Annotated in this window: 21 protein-coding genes; 9 read left to right on the top strand and 12 right to left on the bottom strand. The window is 66.2% G+C overall.

Annotated features, from left to right (window positions below; translation table 11 throughout):
- Positions 1-34: 34 nt before the first annotated feature.
- From GV044_RS02535 to GV044_RS02510, 6 genes are all read right to left on the bottom strand, one after another.
- Positions 35-406 carry a hypothetical protein gene (locus GV044_RS02535; RefSeq protein WP_159865012.1) on the bottom strand — a complete coding sequence of 124 codons (372 nt, stop codon included), beginning with the start codon at positions 404-406 and terminating at the stop codon, positions 35-37.
- Positions 406-1,638 carry a molybdopterin-dependent oxidoreductase gene (locus GV044_RS02530; protein ID WP_159865009.1) on the bottom strand — a complete coding sequence of 411 codons (1,233 nt, stop codon included), beginning with the start codon at positions 1,636-1,638 and terminating at the stop codon, positions 406-408. The genes GV044_RS02535 and GV044_RS02530 overlap by 1 nt, the downstream gene beginning before the upstream one ends.
- Positions 1,639-1,706: 68 nt before the next feature.
- Positions 1,707-2,774: an LLM class flavin-dependent oxidoreductase gene (locus tag GV044_RS02525; protein ID WP_159865006.1), complete on the bottom strand. Its 1,068-nt coding sequence runs from the start codon at positions 2,772-2,774 to the stop codon at positions 1,707-1,709.
- Complete coding sequence (locus GV044_RS02520) at positions 2,771-3,679, bottom strand: aldo/keto reductase family oxidoreductase (RefSeq protein ID WP_159865003.1); 909 nt, start codon at positions 3,677-3,679, stop codon at positions 2,771-2,773. The genes GV044_RS02525 and GV044_RS02520 overlap by 4 nt, the downstream gene beginning before the upstream one ends.
- 11 nt (positions 3,680-3,690) lie before the next feature.
- The gene (locus GV044_RS02515; protein WP_159865000.1) at positions 3,691-4,707 is read right to left on the bottom strand and encodes a LacI family DNA-binding transcriptional regulator; all 1,017 of its coding nucleotides are present in this window, start codon (positions 4,705-4,707) and stop codon (positions 3,691-3,693) included.
- Positions 4,704-6,701, bottom strand: a complete 1,998-nt coding sequence (locus tag GV044_RS02510; RefSeq protein WP_236554633.1) for an alpha-glucosidase — start codon at positions 6,699-6,701, stop codon at positions 4,704-4,706. The genes GV044_RS02515 and GV044_RS02510 overlap by 4 nt, the downstream gene beginning before the upstream one ends.
- A 155-nt stretch (positions 6,702-6,856) precedes the next feature.
- Between GV044_RS02510 and GV044_RS02505 the strand changes: the two genes are divergently transcribed.
- Positions 6,857-9,148, top strand: coding sequence for a TonB-dependent receptor (locus GV044_RS02505; protein ID WP_236554631.1), 2,292 nt, complete (start codon positions 6,857-6,859; stop codon positions 9,146-9,148).
- Between the two features lie 119 nt (positions 9,149-9,267).
- Here GV044_RS02505 and GV044_RS02500 read toward each other — a convergent pair whose 3' ends face one another.
- Together GV044_RS02500 and GV044_RS02495 are read right to left on the bottom strand one after the other, a co-directional pair.
- Positions 9,268-9,915 carry a hypothetical protein gene (locus tag GV044_RS02500; protein WP_159864997.1) on the bottom strand — a complete coding sequence of 216 codons (648 nt, stop codon included), beginning with the start codon at positions 9,913-9,915 and terminating at the stop codon, positions 9,268-9,270.
- Positions 9,916-10,035: 120 nt separating this feature from the next.
- Positions 10,036-11,289, bottom strand: coding sequence for an MFS transporter (locus tag GV044_RS02495; RefSeq protein WP_159864994.1), 1,254 nt, complete (start codon positions 11,287-11,289; stop codon positions 10,036-10,038).
- Positions 11,290-11,438: 149 nt separating this feature from the next.
- Here GV044_RS02495 and GV044_RS02490 point away from each other — a divergent pair, with 149 nt between their 5' ends.
- From GV044_RS02490 to GV044_RS02480, 3 genes are read left to right on the top strand one after another with little or no spacing between them, the layout of a single operon-like run.
- Complete coding sequence (locus GV044_RS02490) at positions 11,439-12,506, top strand: YeiH family protein (protein ID WP_159864991.1); 1,068 nt, start codon at positions 11,439-11,441, stop codon at positions 12,504-12,506.
- 8 nt (positions 12,507-12,514) lie between these two features.
- Entirely contained in the window at positions 12,515-13,993 is a 1,479-nt protein-coding gene (locus GV044_RS02485; RefSeq protein WP_159864988.1) for a glycerol-3-phosphate dehydrogenase, read from the top strand.
- A 2-nt stretch (positions 13,994-13,995) separates the two neighbouring features.
- The gene (locus GV044_RS02480; RefSeq protein ID WP_159864985.1) at positions 13,996-15,462 is read left to right on the top strand and encodes a glycerol kinase GlpK; all 1,467 of its coding nucleotides are present in this window, start codon (positions 13,996-13,998) and stop codon (positions 15,460-15,462) included.
- Positions 15,463-15,859: 397 nt separating this feature from the next.
- Here the strand turns inward: GV044_RS02480 and GV044_RS02475 are convergent, their stop codons facing one another.
- The gene (locus tag GV044_RS02475) at positions 15,860-16,915 is read right to left on the bottom strand and encodes an acyltransferase (RefSeq protein WP_159864982.1); all 1,056 of its coding nucleotides are present in this window, start codon (positions 16,913-16,915) and stop codon (positions 15,860-15,862) included.
- A gap of 285 nt (positions 16,916-17,200) precedes the next feature.
- On the opposite strand from GV044_RS02475, the gene rplK reads away from it, so the two are divergent.
- The 5 genes from rplK to GV044_RS02450 all read left to right on the top strand — a co-directional run bounded on the left by rplK (position 17,201) and on the right by GV044_RS02450 (position 21,385).
- Entirely contained in the window at positions 17,201-17,632 is a 432-nt protein-coding gene (rplK, locus tag GV044_RS02470; protein ID WP_159864979.1) for a 50S ribosomal protein L11, read from the top strand.
- A 4-nt stretch (positions 17,633-17,636) separates the two neighbouring features.
- Positions 17,637-18,338, top strand: coding sequence for a 50S ribosomal protein L1 (gene rplA, locus GV044_RS02465; protein WP_159864976.1), 702 nt, complete (start codon positions 17,637-17,639; stop codon positions 18,336-18,338).
- Between the two features lie 216 nt (positions 18,339-18,554).
- Positions 18,555-19,226, top strand: a complete 672-nt coding sequence (locus GV044_RS02460) for a murein L,D-transpeptidase catalytic domain family protein (RefSeq protein ID WP_236554630.1) — start codon at positions 18,555-18,557, stop codon at positions 19,224-19,226.
- A gap of 65 nt (positions 19,227-19,291) precedes the next feature.
- Positions 19,292-20,404, top strand: coding sequence for a L,D-transpeptidase family protein (locus GV044_RS02455; protein WP_236554628.1), 1,113 nt, complete (start codon positions 19,292-19,294; stop codon positions 20,402-20,404).
- 132 nt (positions 20,405-20,536) lie between these two features.
- A complete protein-coding gene (locus tag GV044_RS02450) occupies positions 20,537-21,385 on the top strand; it encodes a TauD/TfdA family dioxygenase (protein ID WP_159864973.1) in 849 nt (282 codons plus the stop codon).
- Between the two features lie 70 nt (positions 21,386-21,455).
- Here the strand turns inward: GV044_RS02450 and GV044_RS02445 are convergent, their stop codons facing one another.
- The 3 genes from GV044_RS02445 to GV044_RS02435 are packed head-to-tail and all read right to left on the bottom strand — an operon-like array spanning position 21,456 to position 24,243.
- The gene (locus tag GV044_RS02445) at positions 21,456-21,995 is read right to left on the bottom strand and encodes a hypothetical protein (protein WP_236554626.1); all 540 of its coding nucleotides are present in this window, start codon (positions 21,993-21,995) and stop codon (positions 21,456-21,458) included.
- On the bottom strand, positions 21,985-22,746 hold the full coding sequence (locus GV044_RS02440; RefSeq protein WP_159864970.1) for a molybdopterin-binding protein: 762 nt from the start codon (positions 22,744-22,746) through the stop codon (positions 21,985-21,987). Before GV044_RS02440 ends, GV044_RS02445 begins: the two co-directional genes overlap by 11 nt.
- Before the next feature lie 9 nt (positions 22,747-22,755).
- Positions 22,756-24,243, bottom strand: a complete 1,488-nt coding sequence (locus tag GV044_RS02435) for an NAD(P)/FAD-dependent oxidoreductase (RefSeq protein ID WP_159864967.1) — start codon at positions 24,241-24,243, stop codon at positions 22,756-22,758.
- Between the last annotated feature and the right edge of the window lie 172 nt (positions 24,244-24,415).

Here is a 24,415-nt window from a genome sequence, read left to right as displayed (position 1 = left end):
TGGTGAACAGACCTGTCGCTGCGGTCTTGGTCGGCTACTTATTCGCCGGCGCCGTCGCCATCAGCGCATCGACGATGGCCTCCGTCTCGCTCGCCTCGAACGGCGCAGCATAAGCCTCGCGCATCTTGGTGACGGTGGCGGTCCACTGCTTGCGTGTCAGCGGCGGCTGGGTGCGGATCATTGAGGTCGAGTGGCATGCCAGGCAGGTGCGGTTGAGCAACTGACCCTGCGCACTCTCGCCGAAGGTCTCCTCGTCCGCCGGCAGGTCGATCTTGGACGAGGTGATCTGCTGCAACGGGCTGAAGCTCTCCGGCTCCGCAGCGGTCTGCGTGTCGGTTGGCTCTGGCTGCGAATGGCAGCCTGCCAGCAGTGCCAGCGCGAAGACGGCGGATGTCGACCGGCGCATCAGACGATCTCCACCGGGCAGGGCTCGACCCGGTTGAGCATGTAGCCGCCCGGGTTCCAGTTCGCCTTCATCGGCTGGACGGCGCCCGAGCTGCTGGTGCAGCGGCTCATCAGCGTCAGCGCCCCCTTCGCGGCGATTGGCACTTCGGCCTCGAACCGGCGGAAGCTATAGCGGCCCTTGTCCTCGCCCAGCTTCGCGTCTCGCCAGGATTTGCCGCCATCGCCGGAGACCTCGACTCGCTTGACGCCGGTGTCGCCGCCCATGGCGATGCCGCGCACGGGCAGGCTTGCCGCCATCGGAATGCGTGCGCCAGGCTCGGCGCTGGTGATCCACGAGCGTGCGTTCATCGCGTTGATCGGCGTCTTGGCGAATCCGGCGGTGCCGGGTGGCACGTCCGCGTTTGGCGTGTCGGGGATCTGGTAGGCCTTGGCCATCCAGTAGTTGCTGTCCTTGCCCGTGAACAATCCGATGTGGTTCAGCGACTTGACCCAGTAGGTCGAGTACCAGCCCGGCACGATCAGGCGCAGCGGAAAGCCGTTGAGAAGCGGCAACTGCTCACCGTTCATCGCGAAAGCCACCATGACCTCGCCGTTCATCGCGTGATCGAGCGCCAGCGATTTCTCGAACGTGTCGACTTGCGTCAGCGGCTTGTCGAGGCCCCCGAAGCGAACGGCCGTGGCCTTGGCATCGACGCCTGCCTTTTCCAGCAACGTCTTGAGCGCGACGCCTTCCCACATCGCATTGCCCATCGCCCCGTGCGCCCACTGCGCACCGGGCACGCGCGGATCGAACAGTCCGCGGCTGTTGCCCGAGCACTGATTGACCGCCGCATAGGAGATGCGCGGCAGCTTGAGGATCTCCGCCAGCGAGAGCGAGACCGGCTGCTTGCCGCCGGTGATCGTCAGCCGGAACGCATCGGCGTCGACGTCGAGCGGGATGTCGGCCCAGTGCCAGCGCACGAAGAAGCGGTCGTTGGGGGTGAACACGCCCTCGTCGAACACGCTCATCGGCGTTTCCAGCAGGGGCGGGCGATTGCGCAGCAGGATCATCTCGCCCTTGCCCGGGAACGCGCTGGTGAGCGGCCGCTGCTCAGGGCCGCCGGTCATCAGCAGCTGCGCGAACTTGCCGCTTTGCGCGAGCGCGGTGCCGCCCGCCGCGAGGCCCAGCGCGCCGGTTGCGAGCAGGCGACGCCGTGCCAGGGTGCGGGCGAGGAGGAGATCGAGACGGTCCATGATGGCCTCATCTTAACTGCATAAGTAGACTATCTTCAACCCGCCTCCGAACGGGGAAGGGATGCTTGTTAGAGCACCAGCGGCCCATGATTCAGCTGCGGCAGCACGTGCCGGGCGAACAGGTCCGCTTCGGCCGCGTGCGGGTAGCCCGAGAGGATGAAGGCATCGATGCCTTCGGCCTGGTAGGCGCGCAGCTTGGCGAGGACCTGGTCCGGGTTGCCGACGATGGCGGCGCCGCAGCCCGAGCGGGCGCGGCCGATGCCGGTCCACAGGTTATCCTCGACGAAGCCGTCTCCGCCTGCCGCCGAGCGCAGCTCCGCCTGGCGGGTCACGCCGACCGAGGCGCTGTCGAGCGACTTCTGGCGGATTGCCTCGCCCGCTTGGTCGTCCAGCTTGGACAGCAGGCGGTCTGCATAGGCGCGCGCCTCGTCCTCCGTTTCCCGCACGATGACGTGGGCACGATAGCCGAACTTCAGGCTGCGGCCGTGCTTGGCGGCGCGAGCGGACATGTCGTCGATCGTCTCGCGCACCTTGTCCATGGTGTCGGGCCACATCAGGTAGACGTCGCAACCTTGCGCCGCAGCCTCGCGCGCGTCTTCGGACAGGCCGCCGAAATAGAGCGGCGGGCACTTGCCTGAGACGGTGCCGATCCGCGCCGGGGCGAGGTCGAGATCGAAGAACTCGCCCTTGTACTTCAGGTGCTCGCCCGCGAGCATGATCTTGAGGATCTGCATGATCTCCAGCGTGCGCTGGTAGCGCGGGCGGCTCTCCAGCTTCTCGCCCGGAAGATCGGAGGAGATGATGTTCACTGTCAGCCGACCGCCCAGGATGCGGTCCAGCGTCGCGATCCGGCGGGCCAGCTGCGGCGGCCAGTCCTCGCCCATGCGCAGGGCCCAGAGCAGGCGGATGGTCCTGGTCAGCGGGGCTATGGCGCCGGCGAACATCGTGGTGTCGATGCCAAGCGTATAGCCCGATGGCAGCAGGATGTTGTCGAAGCCGCCTTTTTCCGCCTGCAGGACGATGTTGCGGCAGTGCTCCCAGCTGGAAGCGAGCATCGGGTCGGGCTGGCCGAGGAACTCGTAGTCATCGTCGCACAGCGCCGAAAACCAGCTTACTTCGCAAGTCTTGTCCGTCATGGCAGGGGCTCTCCTTTGGCGGCGACCAGCACGCCGTACCAGCGCGCCCGGTCCCAGCGGACCTTGAGCGCGTCGGCGGCTTCGGCGATCCGGTCTGCCTTTTGTGATCCGACGATGGGGATCGGGCGTGCGGGGTGCGCCATGATCCAGCTATAGGCGGCCGCCGTGCGAGAAACGCCGAACTCTTCAGCCACTTCGTCCAGCGCAGCGGCAGCGGCCGTGGCGCGCTCGTCGGCCGGGTTGGCGAGGCGACCACCGCCGAGCGGCGACCAGGCCATGACCGCAATGTCCATCGCGATCGCCTGGTCCAGCTCGCCGTTCTCCAGCGGAGCGAGCTTCAGGGGCGAGAACTCGGGCTGGGTCGAGACGATCGGCAGGTCGAGGAACTGCTGCAGCGTCGCGATCTGGCTCACGGTGAAGTTGGAGACGCCGAAGCTGCGGATCTTGCCGGCCTTGTGCGCCTGGGTGACGGCCCGGGTGATCTCGCTGGGATGCGTGAGGATATCGGGGCGGTGAATCTGCCACAACTCGACCCGGTCGGTGCCGAGCCGCTGGAGCGAGGCTTCGATAGCGCTCGTCAGGTACGCCGCGCTGGAGTCGTACGGTACGCCCATCGAAATGCCGCCCTTAGTGGCGATCGTGAACTTGTCGCGCAGCGCCGGATCGGTGGCGAGCGCGCGGCCGAGCAGGGATTCCGCCGCGCCGAACGGCTCGTCGTTGTCGGGACCGTAGATGTCCGCGGTGTCGATCAGGTCGATCCCGGCCTCGAGCGCGGCGTGCAGCAGCTTGACCACCGCATTCACGTCATCGCCGCACAGGCGCCAGTTGCCCCAGGCGAGCGCCGAGACCGCCAGGCCGCTCTTGCCGAGCGGACGGCGGCTTTCCAGGGGAGGAAGAAGGTTCATGAAGGGTCCTGTCAGGCGATGAGATCGGGATTGATTGCGGCCACCGAGGCGCGCTCGACCAAGTCGTGCGGCAGTCGGCGGTGAGTGAGTTGCGCGCCGCTCAGCAGCAGCTGGGTTGCGGCAAAGGCCAGCTCGCGAGTGGGCTGGTTGATCGTGGTCAGCTGCGGCCACACCATGCGGGCGAGCGTGGTGTTGTCGAACCCGGCGACGGACAGGTCCTCGGGTACGGACAGTCCCATGTCGTGTGCGACAGAGAGCACGCCGGCGGCCATGTCGTCGTTGCTGGCGAAGATCGCGGTCGGACGCCGTTCTCCGGTGAGGAAGCGCTGTGCCGCCGCCACGCCGCTATCGAAGTCGAACTCACCCGGTGCGACCAGCGTCGGCTCGAACGGCAGCCCGGCGCGGTCGAGTGCGCGGCGGTAGCCGAACAGGCGCTCCTCGCTCGCCATGTGGTTCGAGTGGCCGCGGATGAAGCCGATCTGCCGGTGTCCCTTGGCGATCAGATAGCTGGTCATGTCGTCGGCCGCTTGGGCGTCGTCCATGAACACCGAGGAGGTCATCGCGTGGTTGGTGCCGGGCGAGATCCGTACGAACGGAATGTCCATGCCTTCCAGTGCCTGGAGCACCGCCTGGCAGTCGGTTACCGGCGAGGACAGGATCACGCCATCCACGTGCGTCTCGGTGACGAGCCCGCGCACTTGCTCGCCCACCATCGTGTCGGTGACGTCCACCGGCTGGGCCAGCAGGCGAGAGTTGGCGCCCTGGCACGCTTCCCAGCAGCCCATCTGCACCTGGTTCATGTAGTAGGGGCTGTGGTTGTCGTAGATCAGCGCGACCTGGCCCGACTTGTTGCCGGCGAGGATCCGGGCGGCGACACTAGGGCGGAACTCCAGCTCACGCATCGCTTTCTCGACGCGCTCCTTCGTATCCTGGCTGACGTAGCGGTGGCCGTTGAGCACGCGGCTGACGGTCTTCACCGACACGCCGGCGAGCGCCGAGACGTCCTTGATGTTGGAGCGGTCGCTCACTGCACCGTCTCGAGCGTGGCGAACAGCGAGGCGAACGCGCTGTCGGGTCGGTAGAACACAGGCGGTTGACCGTAGGGAGAGTCGACGAAGTGCGTTCCCGGCTGGAAGTCCTTGCCCGACCACAAGTGTCGCCAGGGATGCTCGCCCGGCAGGATCACCGAACGGCCGCTGACCTTGGCCTCGATGATCGGCGCCACCAGCATGTCGGCGCCGTAGAGGTACTGGTCCTGGACGGCGAAGAGCGGTTCCTCGAAGTAGTGGAGAAACAGCGGGCGCTGCACCGGCAGGCCGGTCGCCACTGCTTCGTCGCTGAGGTGGCGCACGTATGGTGCGAGGATCGCATGGACCTTCGACATCGCGGCGAACTGCGCCAGGATCGCATCCGAACTGTCGATCTGGAGGTTGTCGTCGGGGCGGTTGCCTTCGTGGCTGCGCATCACGGGTGAGAAAGCTCCCAATTCGCACCACCGCATCAAGAGGTCGGCGGTGCGGACATTGCCATGCAGGCTGGTGTAGCCGCCCACGTCGCTGTGCGAGTATGCGTTGCCGACCAGGCCTGCGGACAAGGCGGCGGTGAGGACGGTGCCGATGCCGTCATGGCGGGTGAAGTCGACCGACTGGTCCCCGGCCCATAGCAGCGGGCAATGAGCCTGTACGCCCGAGAAGCCGGCGCGCATGAAGAACACGGCTTCACCGGTCTTGCCGCGCGAGGCGATGGCTTTGGCGTTGCACTCGGCCCAGAGCACCGGCCAGCGGTTGTGCATCAGCATCGGATCGCTGCCGTCGTGGAGGCGCAGATCGACCGGCAGGTACTCGCCGAAGTCCGCCATCCAGCCCGACAGGCCGAAATCCAGCATCTCGCGCCCGATCACGCGATCGGCGAACCAGTCGAGCGCGGCGGGGTTGGTGAAGTCGACCACTCCGCAGTCGAACTCGCCGAAGTCGACGAGGTATGGCTCGTCGCTGTCCTGTCGCAGTGCCAGGTAACCGGCGGACAGAGCCTCCTGGTACTGCACGCCGTCGTTAGCGAGATAGGGGTTCACATAGCCGAGGAAGCGGATGCCCCGGGCTGCGAGTTCGGCGATGCGATCGGGCAGGGCAGGGTAGCGCGCCTCGTTCCACGACCAGTCCCAGAACAGGCGGCGCCCGAAGGTGGTCTGGCGGATGCCGATCCAGTCCTCGCACCACAAGCCGCTGACCTCGGCGCCAGCGGCGAGGATGCGCTCGAGCCGGGCGAAGCTCGCCTCGCCTTCCTTCAGGCCAACGATGGCGCCGCCGATCGCCCAGTCGGGCAGGGCGGGCTGACGTCCGAAACGGCTGCTGAGTTGGCCGACGAGGCGGGGAAGCGTCTCGTCTGTGAAGAACTCGAGGTTGAAGCTGCCTTCCCAGACCTCGATCTGGTGGCGTGTGGCATCCGTGAAATCGAGCACACTGTAGGCGCTGCTGCCAAGGTGACAGGCATTGAGGCTGGAAGTCAGGAAGGTCGGCTGCGGATAGTTGGTCCACCAGTAGTCGCCGCCCGCCAGGCCCTGCGCGTCCATCAGCCGAGTCAGCTCGGTCGACTTGTCGCGGCCGACGCCGGGTTCGCTGGTCCAGATCGGGAAGCGCCGGCCCGAGAGGTCGAGGTAGCTCATCTGCTCACCACCGCCCCAGACATGCTCGCCAGCTTGCGCGACGAGGTCGACCCATACTCGGTCGAAGCCAGGCTGAAGGGTCTTGACGTGCAGTGAGTTCTCACTGGCGCTCAGCCGCAGCATCGGAGCGGCATCGGCAGCTGCCGCCAGCAGCACGGCGTTGCCATCCTGCCTCGCATAGGCAAGTGTGGTGCGCTCTAGCGGCTCATCGCTGATGTCGAAGTTGCCGCGCACCATCACGACCTGCGGCTGGCCTTTGGCGATCGCGAAGGCGGGGCGATCCGGCGAGCTGCGCAACACCTCGCGACCTGCAACGTAGCAAGAGAGCCGATCGTCCCCGGTGGCGATGGTCAGAGACAACGATCAGGCTCCCTTGCGTTCGTGCGACCCGAGGGCTTCGTGTAGCGAGCCTTCTATGACACCGCTTGACAGAAACCTCGGGTCGGATCAAGAGGCGAAGTATTCGGAGACCCAAGGCCACGAGGCCCGGGCTCGTCGCCAGGGAGGGAAAACTCATGGTTCGTTTGCCACGCAACAATGCGGCTCGCCGCGCACTCTTCGCCTTTTCCGCGTCCGCCGCGGCCATGGTCGCCGCTAGTCCGGCTTATGCGCAGGTCGACGAGATTGTCGTTACTGCCCAGAAGGTTGAGCAGAATATCCAGGACGTGCCGATCGCCATCAGCGCGGTCACCGGCGATGCGCTGCAGCGCGCCGGCGCCAAGAGCCTGGAAGACATCACCAGCATCGTTCCCTCGGTGACCTTCCGCAAAGGCACCACCAACGCCAACAGCGCGATCGTGATGCGCGGTGTCGGAACGATCAGTTTCTCAGTCGCGGCCGAGCCAAGTGTGTCCACCGTTGTCGACGGCATCGTGCTCAGCCGCTCGGGCCAGTCGTTCCTCGACCTCGTCGATTTCGACCGCATCGAAGTGCTGCGCGGCCCACAGGGTACGCTGTTCGGCAAGAACGCGTCCGCCGGCTTGGTCAACATCGTCTCGAAGGGCGGCACCGACACCTTCCAGGCCGAAGCCAATGTGTCCGGCACGACCGATGACGAATACCGCGGCCGCCTGACCGTCTCGGGCCCGATCGCCGAGAACCTGAGCGGCCGCCTGACCGGCTTCTACGGCAAGTTCGACGGCAACCTGAAGAACACGTACTACGACAAGGACGTGAACGGCTACGAGCACTACGGCGCACGCGGCCTGCTCGACTGGGACGGCGATGGCGCCAAGGTTCGCGTGATCGCAGACTACTTCAAGGCCAATGACGATTGCTGCGCCGAAGTCACCGGCGTGTCGCGCGGGCCCGTGCTCGACGCCGAGCTGGGCATCACGCCGCAGGGTGAGGACACCCGCAGGGTCAACCAGAACCTGATCACGCGCTCGCTCGACCGGCAGTGGAGCATCACGCTCAACGCCGACATCGACACCTTCGCCGACCACACGTTCAGCGTCATCACCGGCTACCGCAACTGGAAGAACACCGAGATCCGTGACGGTGACTTCCTGCCACGTCCGCTCGTCGGCACGCCGCAGCTGCACGATCGCGGCACGGTCGAGACCGACCAGGTCAGCGCCGAAGTCCGCCTGGCAAGTCCACAGAAGCAGGCACTGACCTACCAAGTCGGCGGCTTCCTGTGGTATTCGAAGAACCAGCAGGACTTTACCCGCAGCGACGTGACCTGCGCCACCTCCACCTCGCCGATCGATCCGTTGACCGGCGCGCGTCCGTGCAACCTGGCCGACACCGTCAACACGCTGTTCCCCAGCGCAAGCTCGGTCAGCAAGGTGTCGTTCCGCAACTATGCGGTGTTCGGCCAGGCGACCTACGAGTTCACGCCCGAGCTGCGCTTCACCCTGGGCGGCCGCTACACGCATGACGAGGTGAGCTACACGCACTTCCGTGGCCCGGCGCGCAACCTGACCAATGGCGTGATCACCGGCGGTGCCGGCCTCTCCACCGTGGGCGCGGGCGGCACGGCCACCAACAACCTGTCGCGAGGGGAGACTGACGCCGACAACTTCTCCGGCAAGGCGGTGCTGCAGTACGACATCGCCCCGCGCGCGATGGTCTATGCCAGCTACACCCGCGGCTACAAGGGCCCGGCGTTCAACGTCTTCTTCAATCACGTCGCGCCGACCAACTCGACCCCGATCGATCCCGAAAAGTCGAACAGCTACGAAGTGGGCCTCAAGAGCCAGTTCTTCGACCGCAGGGTGCAGCTGAACGCCACTGCGTTCCTGGTCGACTACAAGGGCTTCCAGGCGAACAACTTCGTGCTGCTGAACGGCGCGGTGGTGACCAACCTGACCAATGCCGGATCGGTGCGCTCCAAGGGTGGCGAGGTCGACCTGACCGTCGCGCCGGCCGAAGGCCTGAACTTGCGCGCGAACCTGGCCTATGCCGACGCCAAGGTGCGTCGCTTCAACCCCAACCCGCTGACCAACGCGCCCGACGCGCGAGACGGCACCCGCCTGCCGCTGGCACCGAAGTTCAGCTACACCGTGGGTGCGGACTATGACGTGCCGGTCGGCCCGGTAAAGCTCTACCTGTCGAGCGACTGGCATCACGTCAGCCGCCAGTTCTCGGACCTGGGCGAGAGCGGCCCGATCGATCCGTATGGTATCTGGAACGCCAGCGTCGGCATCTCGGATGCGGACGACAAGTACCGCCTGACCGTGCTCGTCCGGAACATCCTGGACGACAGCTACGTCCTGCTGAACACGACGGCCGGCCAACGCCTGATGATCCCGCGCGACGCGGATCGCTACGCCGGCGTGAACTTGCGAGTGCGCTTCGACTGAGGACTCAAGGCGGGGGGAACCGCCTCCTTGTCGGCACTCGCGGAAACCCCCGGCGCTCTCTCCCGCCGGGGGTTTTCTTGTGCTCGGTCCTGGAGCTGTTGCCTCGTTTCCGAGGCCGATCAGCCGGTCGGTTGCAACTGAGAACGGGTGCTATCGAGGCTCGCAGCCTGCACGCCGGTCCGGTCGGGAACGGCCTGAAGCGGTGCCGAAGTCTGAGTCAGCCCAGGGTTCTGCCAACGGAAGTTCAGATTTTCCGAAAGGTAGGCCTTCACCGTCGCATCGGCGGGGATGTTGCCGCTGGTCCCATGGACCAGGAAGCCGAGCGGGGAGACGAGCACGATAGTGCCGATCGACACTACGGTCCCGGAAATGCCCTCATCGTAGGCGTCGCCCGAGAGCCGAACGGGGCCGCTTGGCGTTTGCAACTCGATCAGCCGCACTGCGACCTTGCCCTTGCGCCCGAAATGCCCGTTGCGCTGGAGCGTGGCGACCTCGCCGATCACGGGCGAGCCGACCGGGATGATCGTTTGCCCCTGAAAGGTGACGGCCTCGGCCACTTCCAGATAGACCCGATCTCCGAGCTTTGCTTCCCTGGTGTTCACCTGCGTGCGTGTGCGCAGCATCAGCGGCGTGCCCATCGGCAGGTAGTACTTGAAGACCGGGCCATCTGCCGCCGACGGCGGCGGTGCCCACATGAACGTCGATTGTGCCTGCGCGGCTCCGGTACCCAGCGCGGTCAGAAGCGCGGCCGCAATTAGCTTTTTCATGAACTCGTTTTCCCTGTTGCCCAGGGATAAGTACCGCTGTGTTCTTTTTAATCAGCAACGCGAAATGGTTATCTGCGGATTAAACCGAGGCAGCGAAAGTCCGATCAGGAAGGGCCGGTCTCAATCATCTGCCGCCGCCAGCCTCGGCTGCATCAGGTGGATGAACGCCAGCGCCGCCAGGTATGCCCCGCCGCAGATCACAAACAGCGGCGTGTAGCCCAGCCCGTTGTCGAGCGACCAGCCGGCGAATTCGATGATGCCGGTGCCGGTCAGGTTGCCGCCGATGGCGCCCAGCGCGATGACGGTGGCGATGCGGCGGGTGGGGATGATCTCGGTCGCCATGCCGAAGATGTTGGTCGAGAAGCCCTGGTGAGCGAAGAGGCCCAGGCCGATGCACAGCGCCGCGATCCACGGGTTGGGTGCGATCAGCGCCAGCGGCATGACCAGCACGACGAGGCCGAAGAACAGCATGGCGCTCTTGCGCGCGGCGTTGAGCGACAGGCCGCGGCGCAACAGCACGGGATAGAGCGCACCACTGCTCACTGCACCCAGTGCCGCAAGGACGAACACCACCGCGATCGGCCCGCCGAGTGCGCCTTGGCTGAGGCCGAAGTGGCGCGAAAAGAAGTCGGGTGCCCAGAACAGCACGAACCACCAGACCAGGTCGGTGATCGCCTTGGCGCCCACGACCGTCCAACTGCGGCGGTCCCTCAGCACCTCGCCCCAGGCGACCTTGCCGGGGCTCGCGGAGGCAGGATTGCCAATCGGCTGCAGCTTGCCGGTGTTCAGCCGCCACAGGACCAGCCAGACAATGCCGAGAGCGCCGGTGACCAGGAACGCCGCCTTCCAGCCGAAGGCGATCGCAAACGGCGGGATCAGCAGCGGGGTCAGGATCGCGCCGACATTGGGCGCGGTGTTGATGATGCCGATGCCGATCGAGCGCCGCTCGATCGGCAGGTAGGTGGCGGCAGTCTTCATGGCAGCGGGGGTGTTCACCGACTCCGCCGTCGCCAGCACGGCGCGTGCGACGACGAACTGCTGCACGCTTGCGGCCAGGGCGTGGGCCATGCCCGCAATGCTCCACACCGCCACGGCCGCGCCGTATGCGAAGCGCACGCCGAACCGGTCGACGAACCAGCCGACCCCCAGCAACGACACGGCGGCGGAGAGCTGGAAGATCGAGCCGAGATGCGCGAACTGCTGGTCGTTCCACTGGAACTCCGCCTCCAGCATGGGCTTCAGCAATGCCAGCACCTGGCGGTCGACGTAGTTCAAAGCAGTCGCAAAGAAGATCAGGCCGATGAGGAGATTTTGGCTGCGCACGGCTGTGGCGCTGGTGTGCGCACTGCCGCTTTGCGCAAGGTGGATCGTCATTGCCGCATCTCTCCCGTCCTGCCGCTCTTGGGCGACCTACCCGCAGGTCGAGCAAAGCACTTGCCCCATTCTGCGCCGCGCCATAAAGCGTATGACAACGTAGGACATACAGCAAGCGCCTTTGTCCGATAGAGGCGCGGGAGAGAGCAGTGGCTCCAGATCATGCCGGCGACCTGTATGGCGAGCTATTCCTCGCCCAGGCGGATGCGCCCGCGACCAAGCGCTCGCGCCTGGACGAATGGAAGCTCCTTTGGCCGGGCTTCGCGGTCTGCGCGATTGCCAGCATCGCCGCTGCCTGGCTGTCAGAGCATTATGGCGCGCCGATCATCCTGATGGGCCTGCTGATCGGCCTGGCGCTCAACTTCGTGACCAGCGAGCCGCGCGTGCACCCCGGGCTCGATTTCGTCTCTAAAGGATGTCTGCGTTGGGGCATCGTCGTACTCGGCACGCAAGTCACCATTGCCCAGATCGGTGCTTTGGGTCCGGTCCCGTTCCTGGCGCTGCTGGTCGTCATGGCTGCGGCAATGGGCACTGCGCTGGTGGTGGCGCGGCTGAGCGGCGCTTCGGTCTCGGTCGGCATCCTCGCCGGCGGCGCGACCGCGATCTGCGGCGCGTCCGCCGCGCTGGCGCTGTTCGGCGTCCTAGGCGCCAAGCGGGTGAGCCAGGCGCAGTTCGCGCTGACACTGGTCGTGGTCAGCCTGGCGAGCGCGCTGGCGATGTCGTTCTATCCTCCACTCGCAGGTGCACTGCACCTAGACGATCGCCAGGCCGGGTTCCTGATCGGCGCCTCGATCCACGATGTCGCGCAGGCAATCGGCGGGGGCTATGCCTATTCGGATGTCGCGGGCAGCTATGCCACGATCGTCAAGCTGAGCCGGGTCGCACTGCTCGCGCCGGTGGTCACCGTGGTGTCGCTTTGGGCCAAGGACGACGACGCACCCGATCGCCACTGGATCCGCAAGCTGGCGCTGCCGTGGTTTATTACGCTGTTCCTAGTGACCGTAGTGGTGAACTCGATCGTTACCGTGCCCGCGCCCGTCGCGCACTTGTGTCTGACCCTTTCCAAGACGCTGCTGCTGCTGGCGGTGACTGCGACTGCGATGCGCTCGCGGCTAGATCTCATCATGCAGATGGGTTGGCGTCCTGCGCTGCCGGTGGTGGCCGCGACGCTCGCATCCCTGGCCGTTGCCACTGCGTTCAGCATGATCATCCTGTGAGACCTTCCATGACCGAAACGCCTTACGACATCGCGGTGATCGGCGGCGGCGTGAACGGCGCCGGGATCGCGCGCGATGCGGCCGGGCGCGGCGCCAAGGTGCTGCTGCTGGAGCAGGGCGACTTGGCAAGCGGCACTTCGTCTGCCTCGACCAAGCTGATCCACGGTGGCTTGCGCTACCTGGAGCACTACGAGTTCGGCCTGGTGCGCGAAGCCTTGGGTGAGCGCGAGCGGCTGTGGCAGATCGCCCCGCACATCATCTGGCCGATGCGTTTCGTGCTGCCGCACGTGAAGGGCCTGCGCCCGCGCTGGCTGCTGCGGCTGGGCCTGTTCCTCTACGACCACATCGGCGGCCGGCGCGCGCTGCCGGCCACGCAGAGCATCGACCTTCGCAAGCACCCGGCCGGCAAGCCGCTCAAGCCGGGATACGGCCCGGCGTTCGTCTACTCCGATGGCTGGGTCGACGATGCGCGCCTGGTCGTGCTCAACGCTCGTGATGCGGCGGATCGCGGCGCCACCATCCTGACGCGCACGCCGGTCGAGGCGATCGAGCGCAGCGCCGAGGGTTGGCTGATCCGCAGCGGCGCGCAGGCGTTCCGCGCCAAGGCGATCGTCAACGCCGGCGGGCCCGCAGTGCTCGACTTGCTGAAGCTCAGCGGCGAGAAGACGGCCAAGAAGATGCGCTTGGTGCGCGGCTCGCACATCGTCGTGCCGAGGCTGTTCGACCATCCCTATGCCTACTTCTTCCAGATCCCCGACGGCCGCATCTTCTTCGCGATCCCGTACCAGCAGGATTTCACGCTGATCGGAACCACCGATCGCGATCACCACGGCCCCTTGCGCGACGTGAAGGCGAGCGAGGAGGAGATCGCCTACTTGTGCGAGGCGGCCAACGCCTACTTCGCGAACAGCATTTCGCCTGCCGACGTGGTGTGGACCTACTCGGGCGTGCGGCCGCTGGTGGACGAGGGCACCGGCAAGCCGGAGGCGGCGACGCGCGGCTACAGCTTCGATCTCGATCTCGACGAAGCGGGCGGGGCGCCGCTGTTGTCGGTCTTCGGCGGCAAGATCACCACGTATCGCCACCTCTCCAAGGATGCGGTCGAGAAGCTGCAGGCCCATGTGGCGGCACTCTCCGGCAAGGACTGGACCGCCACTGCTCCGCTGCCGGGCGGCGACTTCCCGATGCAGGGCATCGACGATCTCAAGGCCAGTCTGGCCCGTGGCTATCCGTTCCTGGACGCGCGGACCGTTGATCGCGTGGCCCGCGCCTACGGCACGCGGACCAAGCTGTGGCTGAAGGACGCGCGTGACATGGCCGCGCTGGGCGAAGACTTCGGCCATGGCCTAACCGCGGCTGAAGTGGATTACCTGGTCGCGCAGGAATGGGCACGCACGGCCGAGGACGTGCTCTGGCGGCGCACCAAGCTCGGGCTGCGGTTGGACGCGGCGCAAGTCGACAAGCTGAAAACGTACATGGGGGCGTGAAGGTGACCGAAGGCTGCATCCTGGTCCTGGACGAAGGGACCACTTCGACCCGCGCGATCGTCTATGCGCCCGACGGCACGGCGCTGCACGTCTGCCAGAAGGAGCTGACGCAGCACTACCCGCACCCCGGCTGGGTCGAGCACGACGCGAACGAGATCTGGGAGCGCACGCTGGCTTGTGCGCGGGCGGTGATCGAGCAAGCGGGCGGGGCGGAGCGTGTCGCCGCGCTTGGCATTACCAACCAGCGTGAAACCGTAGTGGCGTGGGACCGCCAGACCGGCGAACCGGTCACCCGCGCGATCGTCTGGCAGGACCGCCGCACCGCGCCATTCTGCGCTCAGCTGCGCGACGCGGGGCACGAGGAGGCGGTGCAGGCACTGACCGGCCTTGTGATCGATCCCTACTTCTCGGGCACCAAGATGCGCTGGGTGCTCGACAACGTGTCCGCCGCGCGCGAACTGGGAGATCGTCTGGCCTTCGGTACGGTCGAGAGCTGGCTGGTGTGGAAGCTGACGGGCGGCTTGCACGTCTCCGACGCCAGCAATGCCAGCCGCACGCAGCTGCTGCCGCTCGACCGCGCGACCTGGGACGAGGGGCTGCTCGACCTGTTCGGCGTGCCGCGCGGCAGCTTGCCCGAAGTGGTCGATACTCATGGGGCGATCGGGCGGTGCGATCCGGCACTGCTCGGCGCGGCGATCCCGATCAGCGGTCTGGCCGGAGATCAGCAGGCGGCGACGATCGGCCAGCACTGCCTCTCCGCCGGCGACACCAAGGCGACGTTCGGCACTGGCGCCTTCGTGCTGACCAACATGGGCAACCAGCTGCCGCGCTCCTCGCACCGGCTGCTCGGCACGGTGCTATGCCAGGAGGGTGGGCGCCGCACTTATGCGCTGGAGGGTTCGATCTTCGTCGCCGGCAGCCTGATCAAGTGGCTGCGCGACGAACTGGGCGTGATCCGCACCGCGTCCGAGAGCGAGGAACTGGCGCGCGCGGTGCCCGACAACGGCGGTGTGCTGTTCGTGCCCGCGCTGGCAGGGCTGGGCGCGCCGCACTGGAAGCCCGATGCGACCGGTGTCGTCGCCGGGCTGACGCAGGGCACCAGCCGGGCGCACATCGTACGCGCTGCGATGGAGTCGCTTGCGCACCAGTGCCATGACTTGCAGGAAGCGTTCGCGGCGGATGGCGCGGCGTGGACCACCTTGCGGATCGACGGCGGCATGAGCGCGAACGACTGGATCGCGCAGGACCTCGCCGACATGCTCGCTCTGCCGGTCGAGCGGCCGGCCGACATCGAGACGACGGCGCTGGGCGCTGCGATGCTGGCTGCCGTTGGCGCCGGGATCCAAAGCTCGCTGCAGGACGCGATGTGCATGGGAAGTGCGCGGCAGACCTTTGCCACGGCGATGGCGGCAGATGTGCGCGATGCTCGGGTGGCGCTGTGGCGCGAAGGGTTGCGGCGCTACGTCTAGACAATGCGAGCCGCGGAGGCACGTCCTGCGCATGCTGCGGCTCGGTGGCAATGGCGCTCTAACGCAAGATGATCTTCAGCTGAGTCCCCCCTCCCCGGCGAGGAGGCGCTGGGGGTGGGGAGCGATGCCGCCAGGCAGCGCGTCCACGCCAGCGTGGTACACCCACCTCCCAACCTCCTCCCTCAAGGGAGGAGGAGCAGCTGGCGCAATCGCGAATGATCACGCTCTAATCATGAGGCTCTGCTAGCCTCGACCGCTGTTCCACAACGGCGACCTTTACCAAGTGCCGCAGTGGGCAGGCTAGCCTCAGCTCACCGGCGCGAACGGGCCGCGCATCAAGCCAGCTACCCCGAACGCGCCCGTGTCGTGAGGCACACCCAATTCTGTGCGCCGCGGCTCAAGCATGGCACACCGTTAGGGTCGGAGCGCGATGCTTCACCCGGCGGGAGAGCGTGCGGCCAAGGTCGATGCCATTGCGCTCCACCAGCCGGTAGGTCACGCTGGCCAGGATGAGCGTCGCCGCCATCGAAAGCGGCACCGCCCAGGCGGATGGCACCACGCTGCGCAGCGCGTCGTAAGTCTGGCCATGTACCAGGTACACCGAGTAGCTGATCGCCCCGAGGTATGCCGCCACGGGATTGCAGAGCAATGCGCTGGTCCGCATGCGCGGGATCAGGACGACCAGCAGGAACACGCCGAAGGAGAAAAGCCAGGGATAGAGCGCTTGCGCAAAGGCGATGCGGGCATGGCTGTGGAGCTGGAAGGCCAGGTAGAACGAAGGCACTAGCAGCAGCACGAACAGCGTCACGCTCGCCAGGAAATCGCGCAGGCGCAGCTCGCCCTCGGTCAGGAGGAAGGCCTTGTAGCCGATCACCGCGGCGTAGAGCATGAAGATGCGCCCCGCAGGGATGCGCAGGCCGGTGGCGAGCGTCACCACCAGTGCGATCATGGTCACGCCGACGATTGCGCGTTCCAAACGGCGGGCGACGCCGGTCCGGCACGTCGTGATGAAGACGGCGAACAGGCCGTACCACAGGAACTCGAGCGGGAGTGTCCAGGCTGCGCCGATGATTGGCTTTTCGCCCACGTACTCTGACACCAGCAGCAGGGCCGCGATCCAGCGGTCGGCATCGAAGTGAGGACGCGCTGCCAGGCCAATGCCCGTGATCTGGTAGAACGCGAAAGGCACGAGGCAGACCAGATACAGCGGATAGATCCGGCTCACGCGGCGGATCGCGAAATCGATCGGGTTGAAGCCGCGGGTTACCGAGAATGGGATGATGAAGCCGCTGACGAAGAAGAACAGCGCGACGCCGGCGACACCCGGCTGCAGCGTCTGAACGAGTTGCGTCATCCATCCGGTGCGATGCTCGAAATAGTGCTGGAGCATGACCATGGCCGCGGCGATGAAGCGGAGCCCGTCGATGTATGTGATGCGGCTGGCGGTGGTCACGCGGGTCTCGCTCGGATGGTGAGGCGAGTTTATGGCGACGACGCGCGGCGCCCAATCGGAGATGCAACGAGAATGGCGTGGCGGTGGTCCACGCCGGATGTATTGTCTTCCTCGGGCGCACGGTCATGCAGGCATTGCGCTTTTGCCGCCGCGCCGCTAAGGGCCGGCGCTTCGCGGTGCCTAGGCGTCGTGGATTCGCGCGGGAGGAGGGGGCAACCTTTCCGTTTGACCGCTTAACATGAGCCGGGGTGCAAGCTCCGGCGACAGTGTGAAAGGAGGCCCCTCGTGGCCAAGAAGATCAACGGTTACATCAAGCTGCAGGTTGCAGCCGGTGCCGCCAACCCGTCGCCGCCGATCGGTCCGGCGCTGGGTCAGCGCGGCGTCAACATCATGGAGTTCTGCAAGGCGTTCAACGCCTCGACGCAGGAACTCGAGAAGGGCATGCCGATCCCGACGATCATCACCGTCTACTCGGATCGCAGCTTCACCTTCGTCACCAAGACCCCGCCGGCCTCGTTCCTGATCAAGAAGGCTGCTGGCCTGAAGTCGGGTTCGAAGACCCCGGGCAAGGCCTCTGCCGGCACGATCAAGCGCTCGCAGCTGGCCGAGATCGCTCAGACCAAGTTCGCCGACCTGAACGCGAACGACATCGACCAGGCAACCAAGATCATCGAGGGCTCCGCACGCTCGATGGGTCTCGAAGTGGTGGAGGGCTGATCCGATGGCCAAGCAGACCAAGAAGGCACAGGCTCTCGCCACCAAGCTGGGCGACAACCAGCAGCTCTATCCCGTCACCGACGCGATCTCGCTGCTGCGTGACCTGGGCACCGCCAAGTTCGACCAGACCGTCGAAGTCGCGCTGAACCTGGGCGTCGATCCGCGCCACGCCGACCAGATGGTCCGTGGCATGGTCTCGCTGCCCGCGGGCACCGGCAAGACCGTGCGCGTCGCCGTGTTCGCCAAGGGCGACAAGGCCGCCGAGGCAGAAGCCGCCGGTGCCGACAAGGTGGGCGCCGAGGACCTGATGGAAGACATGCAGGCTGGCAACCTCGACTATGACCGCGTCATCGCGACGCCGGACATGATGGGCGTCGTCGGTCGCCTGGGTAAGCTGCTGGGTCCCAAGGGCCTGATGCCGAACCCCAAGCTGGGCACCGTCACGCCGAACGTCACCCAGGCGGTCAAGGACGCCAAGGGCGGCCAGATCGAGTTCCGCGTCGAGAAGCAGGGCATCATCCATGCCGGTCTCGGCAAGCTCTCGTTCTCCGACACGGACCTCAAGACGAACTTCGACGCATTCGTCGACGCAATCGTCAAGGCCAAGCCATCGGGCGCCAAGGGCAAGTACGTGCGCAAGATCACGCTCTCGTCCTCGATGGGCCCGGGCCTGAAGATCGACACGACGGAGATCGCCGGCGCCTGACGCCAGCGTTCCTCGCAGAACGTGGAATTGGCCGGCTGGGGACACCCTGCCGGCCTTTCTCGTTTTGGTTCCGAGCTTTGCAAGTCACATGCTGCAACTCGTCGCTCGTAAGGCGCGAGCAGGCGCAAACAGCCCGCGTACGCGGCTCATGTGTGCGCTTCTGGACTCGCACACTGGAAAAAACGACTTATCTTCAACTTGATGCTACACTCCATCATGATCGGAAGACGCGGGCTGGTAATGTCCGGCGCGGCTGCTGCCGTGAGCGCGCTCGCGGGCTCGTCGAAGCACCTCGTGACGCCTGGTGCCAGGCAGGTGCCCCTTGCTCCTACGCCAGCGCTCGCACAGGCGCGCGTGGCTCCGGTGCCCGCGGCGCCCACGCCCGAGCCGCGCATCGTCCAGGAAGCGCTTGCAGCGCTCGACCGGCACAGCCGCATGGTGCCGCACCGCGACCGCATTGCCGTGGTCGACTTTTCGGTCCCGTCGGCTCAGCCGCGGATGAAGGTCATCGACATCGCTTCGGGCAAGCAGAAGGACTTCCTGGTGGCGCATGGCTCCGGATCGGATCCGGGCCACACCGGCTATCTGCACAAGTTCTCGAACGTGCCAGATTCGAACGCCTCCAGTCAGGGCGCGTTCGTCACGGCGGACTACTACGTCGGCAAGCACGGCCGTTCGCAGCGGCTGCTCGGGCTCGATCCGACCAACAATAACGCGCTGGAGCGGGCGATCGTCGTCCACGGTGCCTGGTATGCCAACGCGGACATGATCCCGGCGCATGGCAAGCTGGGCCGCAGTCAAGGCTGCTTCGCGGTGGGCGAAACGGAACTGGCCGCGCTCTTCGAGCACCTTGGGCCTGGACGGATGATCTACTCGGCCAAGGCCTGAGCGCGCCGGCCGGAACAGGGGTTTGCTCCTGAGCGTTAAGCACCTGGAATCACGGGAGCTGACGCTTGAAACATCTTCTTCTGGCATGTGCGGCGGTGCTTGGCCTTGCAGCCTGCAATCAGGTTGCGCCGGGCGCGGGCGACGAAAAGGACGACAAGAACTCGCAGGCGCCAGCGGCGTCCGGGCAGAGCGCCGATCAAAACGCCGACCGGTACAAGGGCTTTGCGTTTGCGGATGCGCCCGAGCCGGCGCAGCCGTTCCAAGCGCCGGCTAACATGGCTTTGGAAGTCGCGCTGGATCGCCTCGGCTTCTCGTCCGGCGTAATCGACGGGAAGGTGACCCGCCTGGATACTGCGGCGCTCAAGGGGTTCCAGGCCGCGAACAACCTGCCCGAGACCGGCAAGCTGGATGATGCAACCAAGCAGGCGCTCGGCGCTGCCGCCCAGGCTCCCGCGACCCGGATGGTGACCATCCCGGAGGAGTTCGCGCGTGGTCCGTTCGCGCCTGATCTGCCGAAGGAAACCGGCAAGCAAGCTAGCTTCGATCACCTGTCATACCGCAACTTGACCGAGGCCTTGGCGGAGCGCTTCCATACCACGCCCGAGACACTTGCTGCGCTAAATGGCGGGCCCAGTGCCAAGGTGGGCGCCGGCGCGGCGATCCGGGTGCCCAACGTGGCGGACGCCGACGCCAGCAAGCTCGGCCAGGACGAGCGAGGCTGGAACCAGACACTGCTGACGCTCGGCGTCTCTCCCGAGCAGCCGCAGGCGGACCGAGTCGAGGTGTCCAAGTCGGCAGGCACGCTGCGCGCCTACGATGCCTCGGGCAAGCTGCTGGCGCAGTTCCCCGTCACCACCGGAAGCGAGCATGATCCGCTGCCGCTGGGCGACTGGAAGATCCAAGGCGTCAGCAAGAACCCAGATTTCCACTACAACCCCAAGCTGTTCTGGGACGTGAGCGACGCTAAGAAGGACGCGTTGCTGAAGCCGGGTCCGAACGGTCCGGTGGGCGTGGTCTGGCTGGACTTGTCCAAGGAGCACTACGGCATCCACGGCACCGGTGAGCCGGCCTCAATCGGGCAAAGCGAGAGCCATGGCTGCGTGCGCCTGACCAACTGGGACGCCGCGCGCCTCGCGCAGATGGTGAAGGCCGGCACCAAGGTCGTGTTCAAGAAGTGAGCTGAGGCGCCGGCGGAGCGGGGGCGGCAGGCTGGCTGGCCGCCTCGCGCCGCTCCCCATTTACGGCTTGCGCAAACAGGTGTAGTGGCGCGCTGTACACCTGTTCAGCATAAGTCCTGGGAGCTGCGGCCGATGGCCATTCACTTTGAAAACATCAAGGAATTCATCGGCTCGCGTGTGTCGTGGGATTATCGCGTCGATCTATTCACGCCAGAGGCTGCGGACGCGATTCGCGCCAAGGTGGAAGAGCGCACCGTGCTGGTCTTCCCGCAGATCGACCTTACCGACGAAGAGCAGCTGAAGATCACCGACTTGATGGGCGGCAAGGTGCGCCTGACCGGCCGCTTCAACAAGCAGGACAACGACGAGGACGTCTATCAGGTCACCCTGGACGAGAAGATCAACCCGCAGCCCGAATACGTGCTCGGCACCTTCTTCTGGCACATGGACGGCATCACCGTGGACATGCCGCCCCCGTTCGCGACGCTGCTGTCCTGCCGGATCGCGCCCAACAAGGGCGGCGAGACCGAATTCGCCAGCACTTACGCGGCCTACGAAGGGCTGCCCGACGAAGAGAAGGAGGCTCTCGAAGGCATGAAGGCGGTCCACTCCGTCCGTGCCAGCCTGTCGCCCATCGCCGACGCCATTCCGGAGAAGCATCGCGAGAAGGTGCTCGGCATCGGTCTGATCAAGGAGCATCCCGTGGTCTGGAAGCACGATTCGGGGCGCAAGTCGCTGGTGATCGGCACCACGGCAGATCACATCGTCGGCCTGGATATCCCATCAGGTCGCGCGCTGCTGATCCGCTTGCAGGAGTGGGCCGCGCAGCCCGCGTTCTCGCTCCGGCACAAGTGGAGCAAGGGTGACTTCGTGATCTGGGACAATACCGGCGCGATGCACCGGGCGATCCCATACGACAAGTCGACCGGCCGCATGATGCACCGCACTTCGATCGCGGGCACCGAGGCGGTTGCGGCCTGACATTGACTTAAGAAGCTAGGCTCTCCCTCTCCCCTCAAGGGGAGAAGGAAGGCTGGATCGGCTCGTATCCCTACTTCATCGCCAGGTTTGCGGCTGTATAGCACTCGATCAGATAGGCGAGCGGTCGCCCATCGCGCAGCACCAGGCGAGCGCGATGCGTCGAGATCGTGTCGGCCGGGCAGTTCTCCGCGCGGCCGGAGGTGGTCGCCAGCGGCTCGCGGCGGAACTGCAGCGGCGCGACGACTTTGCCGAACGGCATGTCCGTGGTGCGCAGGACGTCCCGCATTTCGGGCGTGAGCCGCTCAGGAACGTACCAGTTCCATGCCACCGAGAGCGCGACATCGCCGCAAGACAGGCGCACATGGCGCAGGGAGATCGTCTCGTCTTGCGTCAGCCCGAAGCGACGGCGCAACTGGTGGGGAGGAGCCTCGCCACTCGCTCCCAGGTTCTCGGCATGAACCTGCGCCGGCTCAGCGATGTGCTGAGCTGCGCACCATTGCTCCAGCGCGAGAGTCGCGCTGTCACGGCTGGCGAGCGCCGCCTCGAAGGCCTCGAGCTGCGGCTGTGGCGCCGCCGCGAGCGCCATGGCGAGGAGCGCGCTAGATGCCACCGGCGAACGCGGGCTTGTCGATCGCCGCCAGCCCGTCGATCAGGGCGCGCGAACAGGCAGCGAGTTCGTTCGCGTCGGTCGAGCGGATGACGAAGTTGGCGCCCGTGCGTCCCTCGCGCCAGAAAGGATAGCTGCCGATCTGGCAGCTTGCATGGGCCTTCTCTGTCAGCCGCAGCAAGTCCGCGACCTCGCTCTCCGCGACCCAGCAGCCCACGGTTTCGCTGAGCAGTGGCGCGCCGCCCTCCAGTGTCCCGGTCAGCGCCTCGAGCATGCCGGCGGTGATCTGCGGCACGCCGGCCATGATGAACAGGTTCTCGAACTTGATGCCGGGCGCGCCGGTGTAGCGGTTCGGGATCAGCTCGGCGCCTTCGGGCACGCGCGCCATGCGCAAGCGCGCGTCGGTGAGCCCGCCGCGCTCCTGATAGTAGTCCTCCAGGATCGCGCGCGCTTGCGGGTGCACGACGACGTTTACGCCGACCGCTTGCGCGATTGCATCGACGGTAATGTCGTCGTGCGTCGGGCCGATGCCGCCGGTGGTGAAGACGTAGTCGTTACGCGCACGCAGCGTGTTCACCGCTTCGACGATCGCGGCGGTGACGTCCGCCACCACCCGCACCTCGGCAAGGCGGATGTTCTGCACGCCGAGCCAGCCGGCGATTTGCGCGATGTTCTTGTCGTGCGTGCGCCCCGACAGGATCTCGTCGCCGATGACGATCAAGGCTGCGGTGTAGATGCGGGAAGAATCGGCCATGCGTCCGGCCTAGGACAATTGCCGTTCGCCTGCCACCCGCACGCGCCGGAACGCGAGCCATCCGTCGTCGATTGGCGCCTCGCGCATCTCGCGACGATCGGCAGGGTAGTCGTGGCTCAGCCGCCATGGGCCCCCTCGCGCGCTCTTGGGAATGAGGTGGCGACCCTGTTGCAGGTAGGAGGAGGTAAAGCCGGCGAGCGGGTCGGCCTCGACCAGCGCGTGGTCTGCAGGCAGGAGCGGAGTGACGAGTTGCAGGTCCCACGCGTCCATCTGCGCGAAGAGGCGGCATAGCCACTCGCCCACCAGATCGACGCGCAAGGTCCAGGCGGCGTTGAGGTAGCCGAACAGCGCGGCGAAGTTGGGCACGTTCGAGAACATGCAGCTGCGATAGTACCAGTGCTCTGCGAAGCGGACGGGCTCTCCGTCGATCGAGACGGCGATCTTGCCTAGCGGCGCCAGGCGCAGGCCGGTGGCGGTGACAATCACGTCCGCAGGCAGGCGGCGCCCGTCGCGCAGCAGGATCGCGTGCGGCTCGACTTGTGCGATCTCGCCGGTGACCAGCCGGGCGCGGCCATCGCGCATGGCGGCGAACAGGTCACTGTCTGGCACGAAGCACAGGCGCTGCCGCCAGGGGCCATAGGGCGGCGTCATGCTCGCCGGATCGTAGGCGGCGCCGATCTCATTGCGCAAGCGCGCCTGCAGGTAGGCGCCGGTGCCTTCCGGATCCTTGCGGGATTGGCGGAAGAAGTAGTCCTGCAACGCGACGTTCTTGTAGCGGACGAGTCGGTACGCCCACTTGGCGGGCAGCACGCGGTTGAGCACTTGCGCGATCTTGTCGGTGCCGGGTTGCGCGTAGAACCACGATGGCGTGCGCTGGAGCATGGTGACTTGTGCGGCGTCGCGCGCCATGGCCGGCGTGAGCGTCACCGCAGTGGCGCCGGAGCCGATCACCACGACGTGCTTGCCCGCCCAGTCGGCATCTGTGGGCCAGGCTTGCGGGTGGATGACGCGCCCGGCGAACCGTTCCAGGCCGGGGATCGTGGCGGCGGCTGGCTCGTCGTAGTCGTAGTAGCCGGCGCCAATGAACAGGAAGCGCGTGGTCAGCGTGTATTCGCCCCCTTCATCCTGCGCTGCGACCGTCCAAAGACCGATCGCGTCGCTCCAGTCGGCGCTGCGGACGGTGGTTCCCGCATGGATCGCTCCTCGCAGGTCATGCGCCTCGATCACGCTGTCCAGGTAGCCCAGGATCTCCTCGCCCGTGGCGACCGCGCGTTTGCCGCGCCAGGGAGCGAAGCTGAAGCCGAGCGTGTACATGTCGCTGTCGGAGCGGACGCCAGGGTAGCGGAACAAGTCCCAGGTGCCGCCGATACGCTGGCGGCGTTCGACGATGGCGATCTTCTTGTGCGGCAACGCCCGGCGCACATGCGCGGCCATGCCGATGCCGGAGATCCCTGCGCCCACGATCAGGATGTCGAGCGGTGATTCGGATCGACGCATCGTGCCGAGATGCAACCCGGTGCCACGTCTCGCAAGCCCGCGTGTGTTGGCTGCTTGCCAAGCCGAGGAGAGTCCAAAAAAAAGGGCCGATCCGAAGACCAGCCCTTTGGAAGTTTGGGAGAGGATGCCTGAAAGGCACCCCCTCTATGCTGACGTTTACGTCATGCTGCAA

Origin of the sequence: Novosphingobium sp. 9U, from assembly GCF_902506425.1 — a bacterium.
Lineage (GTDB): Bacteria > Pseudomonadota > Alphaproteobacteria > Sphingomonadales > Sphingomonadaceae > Novosphingobium.
The sequence above is the reverse complement of the archived record's forward strand: the minus strand, read 5'-3'. Positions and strand labels throughout refer to the sequence as shown.